Genomic DNA, 17502 nt, shown 5'->3' with positions numbered 1-17502 from the left:
GCTTCTCCCCTTCATTCCCTTATGGTAAACAGCATGTTGTCCACCGTCAGCCGGACAGGATACATCGTCGGCACCCCCGGCGTCGGGTCGGGCCAGCGGATGGCCTTTTCCTCCAATGTGATGTCCTTGAAGCGGCTCAAATCCCTCAAGCTAGTGTAAGGCATGGTTTCGATCAGCTTGCGCATATTGAAAATGATTTTGTTGCCGTGCTCGAACTCCACCAGCAGGGTGTAATCGTCATTCGGTGTGACCTTGAGCATTTTACTCATAAAGCGCGCCTCCCTTCTTCTCAGGGGGAAGGCAATAAAAAAATCCCCCACGCTATAAAGTGTAGGGGATTTTTTTTGAAATTGGTATCTGCCAAATGGCGTATTTTACATGTGAAAATCAAAAAAGGTTCAGTGCTTTGGCCTTCTTGATCGCCGCTGTCTTGCCGTTCGCCTTCAGTTTTTGATAGACGTTCTGCAAATGGGTTTTTACCGTTCCATCCGACACGCCCAGCCTGTCGGCAATTTCGTTTCGCTTTAAGCCGTCGGCGGCAAGCATCAAAACTTCCTTTTCCCGCCCGGTCAGGGAGGCCGCGCTCTTCAGGTTCTCCAGATACTGCTCACAGGCCGCAAGCACTTCGTTACGATAGGTGTCTCGCGGTGCGCTTGCGGTCATCTGCCGCAGCATGTCGATAATGGCGGGGGCGTACTCCGCGAAGGGCAGGAGGATATGATCCTCCCGTGCCATATCGAGGGCCTTATCGAGCGATGCGCTGCCCGCCGCCATGCCGTACAGCCGGTATTTTGCCGCCGCCTCAAGGATTTGGTTGTGCAGAAAGCCGAGCTGGTTTTGCAGGATGGAGAAATACGCCGCGAATTCCTCGGTGAGCACCTCAAGCTGTACGTAATTTTTAGAGAGCAAGACCGCCTTGCCGTAGACGATATAGGTAAAGGCCATGCCCTGGTACATAAATCGGGCAAGGGACATATCGCCGCTTTGCAGCCAGCGGGGGATGCGGTCCGGCCGCGCGAGACAACCGTAAACATACCCCTCCGTAAGCTCCAGCGTGGTGTTGTAGAGGATGCTGTTTTCGTTTCCCACATCCTCGCGGAGCTGCCGCAAATGCTCCATGCTCTCTTGGGTTCTGCCCTGAAAGAGATAGAGCCGGATCAGGGTCAGCCCGGCGCACAGGGCGATGCCGGTCTGTCCCTTGGCCTTTGCCTTATACATGGCCCTGAAAGCGTTCAGCTCCGCCGCCTGCCAGTCGCCGGTTTCCAGCGCGTATTCGGCTAAGGTCACGCTGTCGCAGCCCGCGCCGCAGCCGCTTGCCAGCGCGGGAAAGGAGGGAAATTCACGCGCCATGTAGTCCGCCGTCTCCTTGAGCTTTCCCGGCTCCCGATAATAGGTGTACAGGAAATGCGGACAGCCGAAGGTGAATTCGCTTTCCCGCTTCATCAGGCAAGAGACGCCGCCTTCCAGCAGCCGGAGCGCCTCTTTGGTGCAGGCCACCATCTCCTCGGCGTTGTTAAACACGACAAAAATGCGCACGGTGCTGATCTCCGCGAGAACGCGGTTGCGGCGGGCGAGGGGAATTCCCTCGCTCCGCTCATAGACCGCGTAGAGTTCGGAGAGCCGCCTGGCGGCGTCCTGCGCCGATTCCGACTCGCCGCTTAAAAGCAGCGCGGCGATGTATTGCAGATAGGCCAGCGGGTAACGGAACAGCAGCTCGCGGGGCGCCCCGGCGAACATCTCCGGCGCGCCCTCAAACTCGGAGGAGTCGTTGGTAATGGTATCCTCGTTATCCAGCAGAGCAAGGATGCGCTCGGTCTCCCCGGCGCGACAGAGATAGGCATAGGCCGACTTGAACGCTTTTATCTCAAGGAACCATTCGCCCACCCGCCGATAGAGCAAGGATACCTCCGCATGATCGGTCTGCCTGGCGCGCAGAAATGCCAGCAGCACATAGTGGATGCGGTAAACGCCCTTTGCTTCGTCGTAATAAACAAAGGCGTTTTCCTGACGGAGCTTTTTTAAGATCTCGCCGGCATGTTTTTCCTCCGTCACATATCGGGCCTGTTTCTCCGTAAAGACGTCCATCACAGAGAGACGCAAAAGAAATGTACGGACCGTATCATCGTAAGCGTTGTAAAGAATCTTCTCGATCAAATCGTTGATAGCGCTGCTTTGGCCGATGGGTATCCCCTGTTCCAGCCCCAGCAGAATCAAGTAGGCGAGGGATATCCAGCCGCCCGTGTACTTGCTGACCTTTTCCAGAGCGTCCTCTCCCTGACGGAAATCCATCAGGGTACAGTAGGCGCGAAGCTCCTCATCAGTAAAACGTAAGGTTTGTTGGGACACGATGTTGCACAGCCCCTTGGCATTCAGCTCCGCGAGGTCGAGGAAGGAGGTGTCGCGCGTGATAAGAACAATATGAAAATCATCGGCCAACTCCGCTATAAACTGCCCGAAAAGTTCAGGGCGCAGGATATTTTTCGCGTAATGAATGTCGTCTATGACAAGGGTCGTATCCGGCACGTAATCAAGATCGTTCATCAGGGAAAGGAAAGCCCTGAGATGTAATGTGTCGGAGGGAACGCCGAAGCCTTTCAGCCGCCTGCCCGCTATTTCGTCCAGGCTGCCGGCCGCCAGCGCTACCCTGTCCCAAAATGCCTCCCGTGTATCGCTGTCCGAATAAAAGGATGTCCACATGACCCGCACGCCGCTTGTTGCGAGGAACTCCCGCACCGCCGTGGTCTTGCCGTAGCCCATAGGGGCCTCCACGATGGTCAGCGGATATTCAAATATGCTCACCAGCGCGCGGTTGACGCGCTCTCTTTTGAGCGTTTTGTTCTTTTTCATGTGATGACCCTCCATACGCTTAAATTTACCGGTGAGATATCATATATTGCCATGCTTTGCGCAACAGCACCATATTTTTTGCTCTTTATGGGTTTTCCGGTGTCAGTAGCTGCCGGAAGATTTATTTTCTCTGCGCCGTTTGTCAGGAGGCTTCGGAGCGTCTTTCGGAATCAACCAGAGATCGCCTTTTTTCTCTGCACCTTTAATCCTGCCTTCGTTACAATACTGAGTCACGATCCGGGTACCAACACCCCATTTTGCACTTATTTCTTTAATGGTTAGATAATCCATAGCGCATCTCCTTAATACCATTTTTTGTATTATATCACAAAGCACCGCATAATGCAACGAAATGCGGGATATAACGGATTTTTAATGCTGCATAGCTGATTACAACACCTCTTGAGTGCGACTAAATCGGAAAGTTAGTGCGGCCGCGCCGCGAAAATAGTGCAGCGGAAACGGAATACAGTGCAGTCGCGGCGGGCGATAGTGCGACCCGAGTTCTGCGCAAGTATATTAAGGAAATTAAATACGACCGGTCTAATAACATGTTCAAGATTGACATTACAATCCCTCATACGGATCCTGATGCTGATCCTGTCCTGGAGAAAGTGTGCTACGTAGAATGCCCGAGCTCATGAGGATCGACACGATCAGCTAATTGATATTCACCACGAAAACGCAGGTTTCATAGTCCCAATATGCAAAACCCAATAAATAAGCGGTCCCCGGCAACCACGTCAAAGACCGCATTTCTTCTTGTTAGCAAAAAACCGCCTATCGGCGGTAATATGCTTATAAGGGTGGTGGAGGCGGGGGGAGTTGAACCCGCCGTCCGAAAGAAGAGCCACAAGACCTTCTACGAGCGTAGGCTGTGTTTTAGAATTCGCTCCGTTGGCGCCCACAACCAGGCTTCGCCGGAGCTATCTCGATGAATGTCCCCGTTTAACCTCCGAGAATTGGCTAAAGAGTAAGCCTGCTAATATGACACCCCATGATCCGCTCCACAGGCGAGTGCGGGTGGGATGCTAGCTGCAATTAAGCAGCTAGAGCGTAATTTTCGTTATTGGCAGTTATATTAACTGTTCCACCGTTTTACGGGCTGATGGGACCCCGGCTCGCTTATCCTGCCACAACTTCCCCCGTCGAAACCATTTCGCCCCCAAATATTTAACATTTACATTATATATTAATTGCCATATTGCCTTAAAAATATAGCAACGACAGACATAATAACAACCCTCAAATAATTAAACAAATGGCGCCATATCTAACATAAGCGTAAACATAAACGTAAATTGATCAACACTATATATGACATAAGCCTACCACAAAAAAGCTTCGTCACATTACTGCCTCTGCCTATCCTTCATGGCCCGGTCCATTTCCCTTTTGGCATCCCGCGCGGCAATATCTTCCCGTTTGTCATACTTCTTTTTGCCCCGGGCCAGAGCCAGTTCAATTTTAGCCCATTTACCATTTTTGAAGTACATTTTAAGGGGGATTAAAGACAAACCTTTTTCCCTGGTTTGGCCGTAGAGCCGCATGATTTCCCGCCTATGCATCAACAGCTTGCGCGGTCGCTTGGGCTCATGGTTAAACCGGTTGCCCTGTTCGTAAGGGCTGATATGCATATTATACAGTACCAGCTCACCATTTTCAATCCGGGCATAACTATCCTGCAGATTAGCCTTGCCGGCCCGAATGGACTTAATTTCCGTACCAAACAGGGCAATACCGGCCTCATAGGTTTCATCAATATGATATTCATGGCGCGCCTTGCGGTTAACTATGGTTTTGGCCGACATGATAATCACCTCGATAATCAAAGCCCTGCCGTTATTTGAAGGCGAGGGCTTAATAATCCGCTAATGTATCAATAATACCTTAAATTTGTATCATCCAATAACATCAGGTAATTATTAATTATATCATTATCTGTTTATTTGTCAACCAACTGCGCATATGCCTTTCCTCTGGTTATATTGACCACCTCCAAGTCATATTTATATTTGCTTCGGGTCAATTCTCATAAACTTGGCACTGGCTTTAACGGCCACTTTACCGCCGGGCAGCACTATCCGCCCGCCCATCATAAAAAGCCGGCCTTTTTTTTCATCTTCGCACCATGATTCTACCACCAGTTTGGTTTTTACCGGCACCCCAAGGCTATACCGGGTACTCATCTCAACCGTCATAATGGAAATATCCTTCAGCCACAGCCACCAGGCCATCGTTTCATCAAGCAAGGCTGCAATTAAACCGCCATGCATATAGCCTGTCCAGCCCTGGTGCTCTTCCCTGGCCTCAAACTCGGTGCGACATAGATCGCCATCCATTTCAAATTTAAGTTTCAAGCCGATGGGATTGGCCGGGCTGCAGCCAAAGCACATATGATCGCCGCCCTTAATCCTACTCTGCAAAAAAATTTCACCCCCCGGACAATATCATTACATATTATAACCCATTGTGGCAATAGTTACCTGACAGGGGAAAGCCGAAAACCAACTTCGCAACAAGGCAAAAAAGGCAGAAAGCGGGCCAAAGCCGGTATACAGTGAACTCTTTCAGCTAAAGCTGAACATCGGGACTTCAGATGGGGATTCTACCCCACCCGAACTAAAAATAGGAAAGGGCTGTTGCATAACAGGCTAAATAGTTTATAGTGCGGCAGTTTTTTGCAAAGATACCGGATTATTATCGGAATGGTTGGCTAAATGTGGGAAAGGGAGCGTCGCTCACTACTCTAAGAAAGTAGTTTTGTGACACTCTCCTCCGAAATTTTATAAAAAGTTATTTATTTTAACATTTAACAAATTACAGATTTTTACGCAACGAATAATTGGGCGCTACAGCCTGTGAATATCGTTTTGTACATTTTGCAGCAATATCTCACTCTTTCTTATACGCTCTTCCATATCTTCGATGCGCGTGTCATCTTCACCACGTTCTTTCAACTCAGCCAGTTCATCTTTATTTTCTACAATTTCCTGTTCCAGTTCGTATGAAAAATTAATCATCTCATCATAGTTCATGCCTTTTCGATAACGCTGTCCAGGATCGCTGTAATCCAATAATACCCCTCCGCTCCTGTTTTAACAGCTATTGTGCCCGGAATATCAATATATATACAACCACAATGCAATTATTAGCATCTATTAACAAAGACTGGCACTTAAAGATAAAAAGATTTATAATCAACCTTAACTAAACCCTGCCAATGACATTAAACGGAGACTTAACTTTGAAAAAAATGTAATCCATCATACCGGACATTTCTTATAAAAGAGCTGAACGGGCTATTACAGCGCTCATACCTTTTTCTTTACAATTTGGGGAGGAGTATTTGCATGGAAAATAAACTATCTTTATTGGTCGCTTTAATTGCCTTTATCTTCGCCGCCAGCCTGATACCTATGAGTAAGATGAAGATGCGCGGCAAGGGAGTGCGCATCTGGCGCATCATAACTATGGCCCTGCTGGTTGCCGCAGCTTTTCTAGCCATGTTTGCACCGGTGCTGAACGGTAAATAACTTGCAAAACGCAAAGAAAACCGGGCTCAAGGCCCGGTTTTCCCATTCATTACCGTTTTGTTTCTTACAGTCTGGTAAGCAGGGGACCAAGGATCAATGAAATGGTACCTGCCACTTTGATCAGCGGGTTCATAGCGGGACCGGAAGTATCTTTACAAGGGTCACCCACGGTGTCACCAATAACCGCTGCCTGGTGAACCGGGTTGGGATTGCCGTTAATCTTCTTGCCACCCAAGGCGCCGCCTTCAATATATTTCTTAGCATTGTCCCAAGCACCGCCGGCATTGGCCAAGAACAGAGCCAGCAACACACCGGTGGTGGTCAGACCGCCCAGGAAGCCGGCCAGCGCCATAGCACCCAGACCAAAACCTACCAGAGGCGGAACGACAACGGCTACAACGCCGGGGAAGATCATCTTGCTGATCGCGGAACGGGTAGCGATGTCCACGCAACGGGCGTAGTCCGGCTTGCCGGTGCCTTCCATAATGCCAGGGATCTCTCGGAACTGGCGGCGCACTTCTTCCACCATTCCAAAAGCAGCTTCACCCACGGCACGCATGGTGCGAGCACCAATCAGGAAGGGTACCGCGCCACCGATAAACACACCCACCAGCACCATGGGGTCGGTCAGGTTAACAATAAATTTTCCGCCGGTAAGCGCCAGACCTTCCTGCATGTTGGGGTTGTGCTTAACGCCGTCAACGAAGGCGCTGAACAGAGCCAGAGCAGTCAACGCAGCGGAACCGATGGCAAAACCCTTGGCAATGGCAGCAGTAGTGTTGCCCACGGCATCCAGTTTATCAGTTTTCTCACGCACTTCGGGAGGCAACTCGGCCATTTCGGCGATGCCACCGGCATTGTCAGCCACCGGACCAAAGGAGTCCATAGCCACAACCATACCGGCGGTGGAGAGCATACCCATAGCAGCCATGGCGATACCATAAATGGACCACAGGGCGGCTTGGCCTTCAGGAGAATTCGACAGCACAGCCCAGAAGGAGAAGTAAATAGCAGCGGCAAATACCAGCATGGGAATGAAGGTAGATTCCATACCCACTGCCAGACCGTGAATTACGTTGGTAGCCGGGCCGGACTTGGAGGCTTCGGCAATTCTCAGCACCGGAGGCTTGTTGCTGGCTGTATAGTATTCAGTAAGCCAACCAACGGCTACGTTAACAATCAAACCGGCGGCAACAGCCATAAAAATACCGAATGAGACATTGCCAAAGGCCGCGCCGGATTCGGCAATACCGTCAGCCGGGAAAACAGTCTTGGCTACAAACCAGGTACCGATCAGGGTCAAAACGTTAGTGCTCCACAGACCTACGTTCAAAGCAGCCTGCGGGTTGCCGCCTTCACCGGTGCGCACGGTAAAGGTACCGATAATAGCGGCAATAATACCAACAGCGCCTACCAGCAGCGGGAAAATAACACCGGAGAAACCAAACAGTGTGTTACCGATCAGCATGGCGGCAATAGTGGTAGCGGCATAAGATTCAAATAAGTCGGCGCCCATACCGGCGGTATCACCAACGTTGTCACCAACGTTGTCGGCGATAGTCGCGGGGTTGCGCGGGTCGTCTTCCGGAATACCGGCTTCAACTTTACCCACGAGGTCGGCGCCCACGTCAGCGGCCTTGGTATAGATACCACCGCCGACCCTGGCGAAGAATGCTATAACAGAAGCACCGAAGGCAAAGCTGTTAATAATCAGCGGGCTTTGGAAAACAATATACAGTGTGGAAACACCCAGCAGACCCAGGCCGGCCACGGACAGACCCATAACGGCGCCGGCGCGGAAGGAAACCTGCAGGGCTTTGCCCAGACCGGAGCTGCGGGCAGCTTCAGCGGTACGGGCGTTTGATTTGGTAGTACTGTTCATGCCGATATAACCGGCAATGGCGGAGCAAACCGCGCCCACCAGGAATGAAATAGCGGATGCCGAACCTACAGGCAGGTGAGAACCGGGTTTTTGCTCAATAACAAACCCTGCGCCCCATAATAAAATGAAAATTACAATTGCGAACGGAGCAAGTGTTTTGTACTGGCGGTTCATGTACGCCATGGCACCCTCTTGAACAGCCTCGGAAAGCTGTTTCATTTTGGGTGTGCCCATGCTCTCCTTGAGCACCTGGGACATCGTGAAAAGGGCGAACAAAAGCGCAAGGGCGCCTGCTCCAGCGGCGTAATACGCCAAAGTTAAATTAAATTCCACTTCTAATTACCCTCCTCTTCCCCTAAGATAAACATTTTTTCACAATAACCACTATAATACCAAAAGCGCCGACAGGTATTCCTTATTCACCTCCTTTAAATAATAATATTTGATACAACTAATCCATTGTCCACACAAAAATTATAACATAGCGAGAAAAATTTAACAATTGCCTTTAATTAATACTATTAAAAAGCATAACAACTATTTCGCTGGCATTAAACTTAAGCGAATAAAAAAACCGGGCATATCCCGGATTTTTTTATCTTGACAAAACTACAAGTATCAATGAGGTAGCCGCAAAGCCAACAGCCACAAAAACAGTAATTTTAGCCAAAAAATCGTCCAAACCTTTTTTCTTGCCAAAAAAGGTTTCAGCGCCGCCGGCAATGGCACCGGACAAACCGGCACTTTTACCCGACTGCAGCAAAATTACGGTTATTAACCCCAAACTAAAAATCACCTGTAAAATAGTTAGAATTATTTTCCCAACAGCCAATTTTACTCCCCCTTATTAACTTAAAAACATTTTAATATACCGGGGTAGATAAAGCAACACCTATTGTTGCCGTTTAGTACTTACCGTTCTATTCCGGAAAAGAGCAATCAACTGCTTTCTGTTATCCTTTGCGACTGTCCTTGCGAACGCAGTAAAACAATCACAAGCTTCGAAGCTCCGAAGCCGGCCCCCAAGGAAATGCCAACTGTAAAGCGGAGATTGCCACGTCGCTTCGCTCCTCGCAATGACGCACTCTAGGCGTCCGCAGGTTTTATTCATAGCCATGACGGACTAACCGCCGGCAATGATGCTTCGGCTAAAGGTTAACGCAAATTATAGAACACCCGGCGGCCTTTAAACAAAGCTGTACCGGCCAATTCTTCCTCAATGCGCAGCAGTTGGTTATATTTGACCACCCGATCGGTACGGGAAGGAGCTCCGGTTTTGATTTGCCCCGCGTTGATACCCACCACCAAATCGGCAATGGTTGAGTCTTCGGTTTCCCCCGACCGGTGCGAGACAACGGCGGTATATCCGGCCTGTCTGGCCATTTCAATGGCGGCCAGCGTTTCCGTAATGGTGCCGATTTGGTTTAGTTTAATCAATATGGAATTAGCCGTATCGGATGCAATACCCCGGGCCAGCCGCTCAGTGTTGGTGACAAATAGATCATCCCCCACAATCTGCACTTTGTCCCCGATACGCTCGGTTAACTTTTTCCATCCATCCCAATCATCTTCGGCTAAACCGTCCTCTATGGAAATAATGGGATACTTTTCAGCCAAACGGGCGTAAAAATCAATCATTTCCGCCGCGGTATAGGAAACTCCTTCCCCGGCCAGCACATATTTGCCGTCCTGATAAAATTCGGTTGCCGCGGCGTCAATAGCCAGGGCCACATCATCTCCGGGGCGGTACCCGGCCGCTTCCACAGCCTCCACAAGCACCGCCAGGGCTTCCTCGTTGGAGCCCAGATTGGGGGCAAACCCACCTTCGTCGCCCACTGCGGTATTCATGCCTTTTTTCTTCAGCACGCCTTTTAGGGTGTGAAATACCTCCGTGCCCATGCGCAGCGCTTCGGCGAAATTCGCCGCTCCCACCGGCATAACCATAAATTCCTGGATATCTACATTGTTATCGGCATGTTTGCCGCCGTTTAGTATGTTCATCATAGGCACGGGCAACAACCTGCCCCCTGCCCCGCCCAGATAACGGTACAGCGGCAATTCCAGCGCTTTAGCGGCGGCCCGGGCCACAGCCATAGAGACGCCCAGAATAGCATTGGCCCCCAGTTTGCTTTTGTTAGGCGTACCATCCAAATCTATCATGGTCAGATCAATGCCAGGCTGGTCCACGGCGTCAAAACCGATAATTTCCGGTGCTATAATTTCGTTAACATTCTCCACCGCTTTGGTAACACCTTTACCCTTGTAGCGCCGGGGATCGCCATCCCGCAGTTCCACCGCTTCATAAGCCCCTGTGGAAGCGCCCGAGGGCACCGCGGCCCGACCCAGAGTGCCGTCTTCCAACAGCACATCCGCCTCAACGGTGGGATTGCCCCGGGAATCAAGTATTTCCCTGGCCAGTACATCAATTATCGTGGTAGACATCAGAAAACCTCCTCGGAACATAATGCATTTGTAATATTTATAATAGCATGTCCTAAAATCCAATAATTAGTTCATTATACGGCTCTCAACCTTTCAACACCCGCGGCCGAAGCAAACGGCGCCAATCACTCCAGCAAGTTGCGCCCCGTCATTTCAGGTGGTTTTTCCATGTTCAGCAGGTGCAGCACTGTCGGAGCCACGTCTTCCAGGCGGCCGGGACGTAATCGGGCGTTTTGGTGCTCCCGGCTGACCAGAATAAAAGGCACGGGGGCCGTGGTATGAGCGGTGAACGGATTCCCGGCTTCATCGGTCATCGTCTCGGCATTGCCGTGGTCGGCGGTAATCAGCGCCAGGCCCCCCGCCTGCCGCACTGCCTGTACCGCCCTGCCGATGCAGCGGTCTACTGTTTCCACGGCCTTGACGGCGGCGGACAGCACCCCGGTGTGCCCCACCATATCCGGGTTGGCATAGTTAACAATAATCACGTCATAGATACACTCGCTTATTTTATCTAAAAGAGCATCGGTGACCTGTACCGCGCTCATCTCGGGCTGCAGGTCATAGGTGGCTACTTTGGGCGAGGGGATTAATATCCGGTCTTCGCCCCGGTTCGGTTTCTCCACACCACCGTTGAAAAAGAAAGTCACATGGGCATATTTTTCGGTTTCAGCCAGACGCAGCTGCCTCAGGTTATAGTAACTGAGCACCTCGCCCAGGGTATTGACCAGCACCTGCGGACGGTAAGCCACCGGCGCGTCGATGGTTTTATCATATTGAGTCATACAAACATAATGCACCCGCGGCCGGTCGGCGGGCCGTTCGAAGCCATCAAAGTCAGCGTCTACAAAAGCCCGGGTGATTTGTCTGGCCCGGTCGGGCCGGAAATTAAAGAATATAATAGTATCGCCATCGGCTACCCTGCCCACAGGGTTGCCCCGGCCATCCACCACCACGGTGGGCTTGACAAATTCATCGGTCTCCCGGCGCCCGTAGGCCTGCTCCAACGCATCCAAAGCCGACGGAGCCCGGTATCCCTCACCCCGTATCATTGCGTAATAAGCCTCTTTAGTGCGCTCCCAGCGACGGTCCCGATCCATAGCATAATAACGCCCCATCACGGTAGCCGCTTGTCCGGTCTCCATCTTACGCATGCGTTCAACAAGAGGCTCTATGTATTCCCGGGCATTGGCGGGCGACACATCCCGGCCGTCCAAAAAAATATGCACATATACCCGCGACAGACCCTGGTCACGGGCCAACTCCAAAAGGGCGTATAAATGTTCAATATGGCTGTGCACACCACCGTCGGAGAGCAGTCCCATCAAATGCAAGGCGGATTTGCGTTCCCGCACCTTATCCATAGCCTCCAACAGCACCGGATTGTCGTAAAAGGAACGTTCCCGAATAGCCCGGCTGATCCTCGTCAATTCCTGGTAAACCACCCGCCCGGCCCCCATATTTAAATGGCCCACCTCGGAATTGCCCATTTGCCCCTCCGGCAAACCTACATTTTCACCGGAGGTACCCAGCACGGTATGAGGATATTGAGCCAGCAGCATATCCATGTTAGGCGTATCGGCCAAGGCAATGGCATTGCCCTCTTTCTTTTCACGCAGACCCCAGCCGTCCAGGATAAAGAGCGCCAAGGGCCGTTTATTGGCAGCCAAGACTTTTCCCTCCTCTATAATGGGTTCGATTTAATATGACAACCAGATTTTTATCCACCGCTCATTCTCTCTTTAGGTAAACAATTACCACATATAACAACACATATTAAAGCCGCCCCACACCCGACCCGGCACCGACAGCGTTCGTGATAATACCGGCGAAGCTGTCGGCCTTCAGACCGGCGCCGCCCACCAAGGCCCCGTCAATATCGGGCTGGGCCATTAATTCGGCGGTGTTGCCCGGTTTAACACTGCCCCCATATTGAATCCGCACTGCCCCGGCCGCCGTTTCACCAAACAAATCAACCAGCAGTTTGCGGATAAATCCGTTCACCTGCTGGGCGTCCGTCGCCGAAGCCGTGCGCCCGGTGCCAATGGCCCATACCGGCTCATAAGCCACCACCAACCCGGCGGCCTGCCGGGCCGTGAGTCCCGCCAGGGCACCTTCCACCTGACCGCGAACAACATCTTCCGTAGTACCCGACTCCCGCTCCTCCAGGCGCTCGCCCACGCAGACAATGGGTATCAAGTCATGAGCCAGTGCGGCGTGTACCTTTTTATTCACTGCCGCGTCAGTTTCTCCGAAATACCGGCGGCGCTCCGAGTGGCCCAGGATAACATAGCGGCAGCCCACTTCTTTAAGCATGCCCGGGGCAATTTCTCCGGTGTACGCCCCCTCGTTTTCCCAGTACATATTTTGAGCCCCCGAAACTATACCGGCTCCCTGTTTGCTCAGTTCCGCCGCCACCGCCGCCAGAGCTGTAAACGGCGGGCAGACCACCGTTTCCACCCCGCTTACCCCGGCCACTCGGCCGGCCAGCTCGCGCACAAAATTGACCGCCTCGCCGACGGTCTTGTACATTTTCCAGTTACCCGCTATGATGGGTACACGCACGACCAACACTCCTCTTTATACCACGCTTAGAAATCCCGTTCCAGAGCTGGACCCGGAACAAGGTCAACACATCTGGTTCTCCAGCAAATTCCAAGACTCCCACTTCTATAAGTGGGAGTTCCCATTTTTACTTCAGATAGGGCGGAATCCCCACCAGAAGCCCAATGTTCAGCTTTAACTGAACGAATTCACTAATAGCGGAAACTTCAAAAGGCTGCGCAACCCGGAATAATTTTCACCTGCGCAATAAACTATTTATCCTGCAAAGCCGCCACCCCGGGCAGCTCTTTGCCTTCCAAAAATTTAAGCGACGCGCCGCCGCCGGTAGAAATATGCGTAATCCTCCCGGCCACCCCGGCCTTTTCCACCGCCGCCGCCGAGTCGCCACCGCCGATGACGGTAACCGCTTGACTGTCCGCCAGCGCCCGGGCAATCCCCATCGTACCATGAGCAAACGGTTCCATCTCAAATACGCCCAAAGGTCCGTTCCATACCACTGTAGCAGCATTTTTAAGCCGGTCACTAAACTGCTGCACGGTTTGCGGCCCTATATCCAGTATCATACCGCCCTCGGGCACGGCGTTTACCGGCACCGCCCGGGCATCGGCATCCGGCGAGACCGCCGGGGCCACCACCACATCCACGGGCAGCAGCAGCTGCACCCTTTTTTCCTCCGCTTTTTGCATCAGCTGTCCGGCCAGTTCCACCTTGTCGGACTCCAAAAGGGACTTGCCTATATCAAGGCCGCCGGCCTTGAAGAAAGTATTGGCCATACCGCCGCCGATTAAAAGAACATCAACCTTGGTTAAAAGATTATCAATCACGCCAATTTTATCGGAAACCTTAGCCCCGCCCATAATGGCCACAAAAGGACGGCCCGGCGAGCCCAGCACCTGGCTCAGCATGGTAATTTCCTTTTCCATTAAAAAACCGGCCACCGCAGGAAGCAATTGCGCCACACCATAGTTGGATGCGTGGGCCCGGTGGGCTGTACCAAAAGCGTCATTTACCAGTATATCGCCCAAAGAGGCCAGCTGGCGGGCAAAGCCAGGCTCGTTTTTTTCTTCCCCGGGATAAAACCTGAGGTTTTCCAGCAGCAGCACTTCGCCTTCTCCCAGTTCATCCACTGCCTGCCGTACCTGCTCTCCGATACAATCGTCCACTTTGCGTACCGGAGCTCCCAGCAACTGTTCCAGCCGGACAGCAACAGCATCCAGCCTATAGCTTTCATTAACCTGCCCCTTGGGCCGCCCCAGGTGTGACATCAATATCACCCTGGCTTTTTCCCCGGCTAAATATTTGATTGTGGGCATTGCCGCTTTGATACGTGTATCATCGGTTACCCGGCCCTCTTTATCCAGGGGCACGTTGAAATCCACCCGCACCAGTACCTTTTTGCCGGATACATTCACATCCCGGACGGTTTTTTTGGCCATGAGATCCCCCCTACGGAAATATCAACCACGTTTATTGATAATATTATAATCCTCTTTTAGCAATGTATTCTACCAAATTGACGACCCGGTTGGAATAACCCCACTCGTTATCATACCAGGCCAGCACCTTGATCATGTCTTCCCCTATTACCATCGTGGAAAGCGCATCTACAATAGAGGAATGGGGGTCACCGTTATAGTCGATGGAAACAAGGGGCAGTTCGCTGTATCCCAGTATACCCTTTAACTCACCCTCGGATGCATCTTTTAAAATCGCATTGACTTCTTCCCGGGTAACTTTCTTCTGCAGCTGCACCACTAAATCAACCAGTGAGACATTAAGGGTGGGCACCCGCATGGCCATACCATTGAGCCGCCCCTTCAGCTCAGGCAGCACCTGCGCTACTGCCCGGGCCGCTCCGGTAGTGGTGGGAATAATGGAATTAAAAGCCGCTCTGCTGCGACGCATATCCTTGCTGGGCATGTCAAGAATTTGCTGGTTATTGGTCACCGCGTGCACCGTAGTCATCAAACCCTTGACAATGCCGAATTTATTAAGCAGCACCTTGGCCACGGGGGCCAGGCAGTTGGTAGTACAAGAAGCATTGCTCACAATATTATGCTTGACCGGGTCATATATACCCTCATTGACACCCATCACCAATGTCAGGCATTCCCCTTTGGCCGGCGCCGATATAACCACTTTTTTAGCCCCGGCCGCCAGGTGGGCGCCGGCCTTCTCCGGATCGTTAAACTTGCCGGTGGACTCCACCACTATATCCACACCCAGTTTCCCCCAGGGCAGCGCGGCGGGATCCCCCTCGGATAACACTTTAAATTGCTGGCCGTTAACCGCAATAGTATCATCATAACCTTTTATATCATCATCCAGCCTGCCATGAATAGAATCGTACTTTAACGTGTGGGCAAGCGTACTGGCGAACATATCGTTTGCCGGCAGCCTTCGGGATTTATGATTAACGGCCACCACCTCAATTTCCGGGTGGCTCAATGCTGCTTTCAATACCAAACGTCCAATCCTGCCAAAACCGTTAATCCCCAACTTTACCGCCATTATTACTACCCACTCCTTTCAATAGTATACATTAGTCGCTATTTTTTAATTAAATATGTTATACTCTATTCGCTAATCTATAAATTGTTTCCTCCTTTTCGGCACGCAATATCGCAAAAAAAATAGAAAAAAGGAACCGCCGGGCAGTTCCTCCTCAGATAGGTTAATATCGTTTTCTTTTTCTAATAGGCGGTACGTTCATTTCATCGCGGTATTTGGCTACCGTACGCCGTGAGATTTTAACACCGCGCCGGTTAAAGATATCCGCAATCTGTTGATCATTTAACGGCGTTTTGGCGTCTTCCCCGTCAATAATCTCGCGCAGTGCTTTTTTGATGCTTGCGGCGGAAACCGCAGGCCCTCCTGCGTTGCTCAAACCGGAAGAAAAAAAGTACTTCATTTCAAAGACGCCCTGGGGTGTCTGAATATACTTATTTGAAGTGGCTCTGGACACAGTAGACTCATGCAGACCCACAATGTCGGCCACCGTTTTAAGGTTTAACGGTTTTAAATATTTAACCCCATAATCCAGAAAGTCACGCTGCAGGTCAACCAGGCATTTAGTAACCTTGTACAGGGTCAGGCGGCGCTGCTCAATACTTTTAATCAACCAGGCCGCGGCATTTAGTTTATGCTCCACAAATTTTTTAGTTTGGCTGTCGCCCGCATCCTGACCCAGTACGGCCCGGTAGGTGTTGTTGATAGTCAAACGAGGCACCGAAGTATCGTTGGTAATAATTACATACTCACCATCCACTTTATTCAGCACAATATCCGGTACGATATACCGGTTATCATTGACACTGCTGAAATTGCGCCCGGGTTTGGGATCCAGGGTTTTCAGCAAATCAGCCGCCCGTTGGATCTCCTGCACCGGTACGCCCAGCACCTGAGCCATACGGCTGTACTTGCCGTCGGCTAAATCCATGAGATGCCTTTCCACTATCACGTAAGCCAGCGGATCATTAATACCAAGATAAGTCAATTGCAGCAGCAAGCATTCTTGCAGCGAGCGGGCCCCTACCCCCGGCGGGTCGAAAGATTGCACAATCTTTAATGCCTCCAGCACCTCGTCGGCGGCGGCCCCCACTTGATTGACTATTTCATCAATTGAACAACCAAGATAGCCATGATCATTTATATTACCGATAATATATTCAGCAATATCTCTTTTACGTTTGGCACACCGGACCAAACCAAGCTGCTGTATTAAACATTCCATTAAATTCGGCGCGCGGCTGACATAATGCTCATAGCTATATTCATTTTGTTCCCGGCTCACTTCGGAACGGGGCATACCCAGATCACTGCTGTCATGAAAATAATCCTGCCAGTCAATGTCATATTCCTTTTCCTTTTCGTTTTTGTTTTCCTTTTCTCTTTCCCCTGCGCCTGATTCGACAGGTGATGGTTCCTCTGTACTCACCTTTTCGTAATCTTCCCCGATTTCCAGCAACGGGTTCTCCTGAAGCTGCTGTTCCACATAAGTGCCCAGTTCCAGGGAAGAAAGCTGCAAAACGGTAATGGCCTGGCGCAATTCGGGAGTCATAATTAATTTTTGAGTTTGCACGATGTTTAGCCCGTAACCCATGCGCATAGCCAGATACTCCTCTCCTAATCAATTGGCATAAAATTTTAAATACTTAAAATATATAATTCTACACGCACTTGCAAAAATCCTGCCTACATTTTTATATTTCAATATATTCAGCAAACCGGGAA

At 51.0% G+C, this 17502-nt stretch carries 15 protein-coding genes and 1 other RNA gene; 1 reads left to right on the top strand and 15 read right to left on the bottom strand.

The genetic code is table 11. The features are described 5' to 3' along the window. Positions 1-11 precede the first annotated feature (11 nt). The 7 genes from ABDB91_RS03195 to ABDB91_RS03165 form a co-directional block, all read right to left on the bottom strand. Positions 12-269 (bottom strand): GNAT family acetyltransferase, encoded by a 258-nt coding sequence (locus ABDB91_RS03195; RefSeq protein WP_347490197.1) that lies wholly within the window; start codon positions 267-269, stop codon positions 12-14. Positions 270-387: 118 nt separating this feature from the next. Then, positions 388-2847 (bottom strand): LuxR C-terminal-related transcriptional regulator, encoded by a 2460-nt coding sequence (locus ABDB91_RS03190; RefSeq protein ID WP_347490196.1) that lies wholly within the window; start codon positions 2845-2847, stop codon positions 388-390. A 102-nt stretch (positions 2848-2949) separates the two neighbouring features. Next, entirely contained in the window at positions 2950-3138 is a 189-nt protein-coding gene (locus ABDB91_RS03185) for a helix-turn-helix domain-containing protein (RefSeq protein WP_347490195.1), read from the bottom strand. Positions 3139-3654: 516 nt separating this feature from the next. Continuing rightward, positions 3655-4014, bottom strand: a transfer-messenger RNA (tmRNA) gene (ssrA, locus tag ABDB91_RS03180). A 185-nt stretch (positions 4015-4199) separates the two neighbouring features. Further along, positions 4200-4658, bottom strand: coding sequence for an SsrA-binding protein SmpB (gene smpB / locus ABDB91_RS03175; RefSeq protein WP_347490194.1), 459 nt, complete (start codon positions 4656-4658; stop codon positions 4200-4202). A gap of 198 nt (positions 4659-4856) precedes the next feature. Next, on the bottom strand, positions 4857-5273 hold the full coding sequence (locus tag ABDB91_RS03170) for a PaaI family thioesterase (RefSeq protein WP_347490193.1): 417 nt from the start codon (positions 5271-5273) through the stop codon (positions 4857-4859). Between the two features lie 426 nt (positions 5274-5699). Beyond that, entirely contained in the window at positions 5700-5924 is a 225-nt protein-coding gene (locus tag ABDB91_RS03165) for a hypothetical protein (RefSeq protein WP_347490192.1), read from the bottom strand. A 276-nt stretch (positions 5925-6200) separates the two neighbouring features. Here ABDB91_RS03165 and ABDB91_RS03160 point away from each other — a divergent pair, with 276 nt between their 5' ends. Continuing rightward, positions 6201-6383 carry a hypothetical protein gene (locus ABDB91_RS03160; RefSeq protein ID WP_347490191.1) on the top strand — a complete coding sequence of 61 codons (183 nt, stop codon included), beginning with the start codon at positions 6201-6203 and terminating at the stop codon, positions 6381-6383. Positions 6384-6447: 64 nt separating this feature from the next. Here the strand turns inward: ABDB91_RS03160 and ABDB91_RS03155 are convergent, their stop codons facing one another. The 8 genes from ABDB91_RS03155 to rpoN form a co-directional block, all read right to left on the bottom strand. Then, on the bottom strand, positions 6448-8598 hold the full coding sequence (locus tag ABDB91_RS03155; protein WP_347490190.1) for a sodium-translocating pyrophosphatase: 2151 nt from the start codon (positions 8596-8598) through the stop codon (positions 6448-6450). 262 nt (positions 8599-8860) lie between these two features. Further along, positions 8861-9097 carry a preprotein translocase subunit SecG gene (gene secG / locus ABDB91_RS03150; protein ID WP_347490189.1) on the bottom strand — a complete coding sequence of 79 codons (237 nt, stop codon included), beginning with the start codon at positions 9095-9097 and terminating at the stop codon, positions 8861-8863. A 323-nt stretch (positions 9098-9420) separates the two neighbouring features. Continuing rightward, the gene (gene eno, locus ABDB91_RS03145; protein WP_347490188.1) at positions 9421-10707 is read right to left on the bottom strand and encodes a phosphopyruvate hydratase; all 1287 of its coding nucleotides are present in this window, start codon (positions 10705-10707) and stop codon (positions 9421-9423) included. Between the two features lie 125 nt (positions 10708-10832). Continuing rightward, a complete protein-coding gene (gpmI, locus tag ABDB91_RS03140; protein WP_347490187.1) occupies positions 10833-12374 on the bottom strand; it encodes a 2,3-bisphosphoglycerate-independent phosphoglycerate mutase in 1542 nt (513 codons plus the stop codon). A 106-nt stretch (positions 12375-12480) separates the two neighbouring features. After that, positions 12481-13269 carry a triose-phosphate isomerase gene (gene tpiA, locus ABDB91_RS03135; RefSeq protein WP_347490186.1) on the bottom strand — a complete coding sequence of 263 codons (789 nt, stop codon included), beginning with the start codon at positions 13267-13269 and terminating at the stop codon, positions 12481-12483. Positions 13270-13520: 251 nt separating this feature from the next. Continuing rightward, the gene (locus ABDB91_RS03130; protein WP_347490185.1) at positions 13521-14705 is read right to left on the bottom strand and encodes a phosphoglycerate kinase; all 1185 of its coding nucleotides are present in this window, start codon (positions 14703-14705) and stop codon (positions 13521-13523) included. 43 nt (positions 14706-14748) lie between these two features. After that, entirely contained in the window at positions 14749-15780 is a 1032-nt protein-coding gene (gene gap, locus ABDB91_RS03125; protein WP_347490184.1) for a type I glyceraldehyde-3-phosphate dehydrogenase, read from the bottom strand. A gap of 163 nt (positions 15781-15943) precedes the next feature. Beyond that, positions 15944-17377: an RNA polymerase factor sigma-54 gene (rpoN, locus tag ABDB91_RS03120; protein WP_347490183.1), complete on the bottom strand. Its 1434-nt coding sequence runs from the start codon at positions 17375-17377 to the stop codon at positions 15944-15946. Between the last annotated feature and the right edge of the window lie 125 nt (positions 17378-17502).

The sequence above is a fragment of the Desulfoscipio sp. XC116 genome (assembly GCF_039851975.1).
Taxonomy (GTDB): domain Bacteria; phylum Bacillota; class Desulfotomaculia; order Desulfotomaculales; family Desulfallaceae; genus Sporotomaculum.
This window is presented reverse-complemented; position numbering and strand designations above follow the sequence as displayed.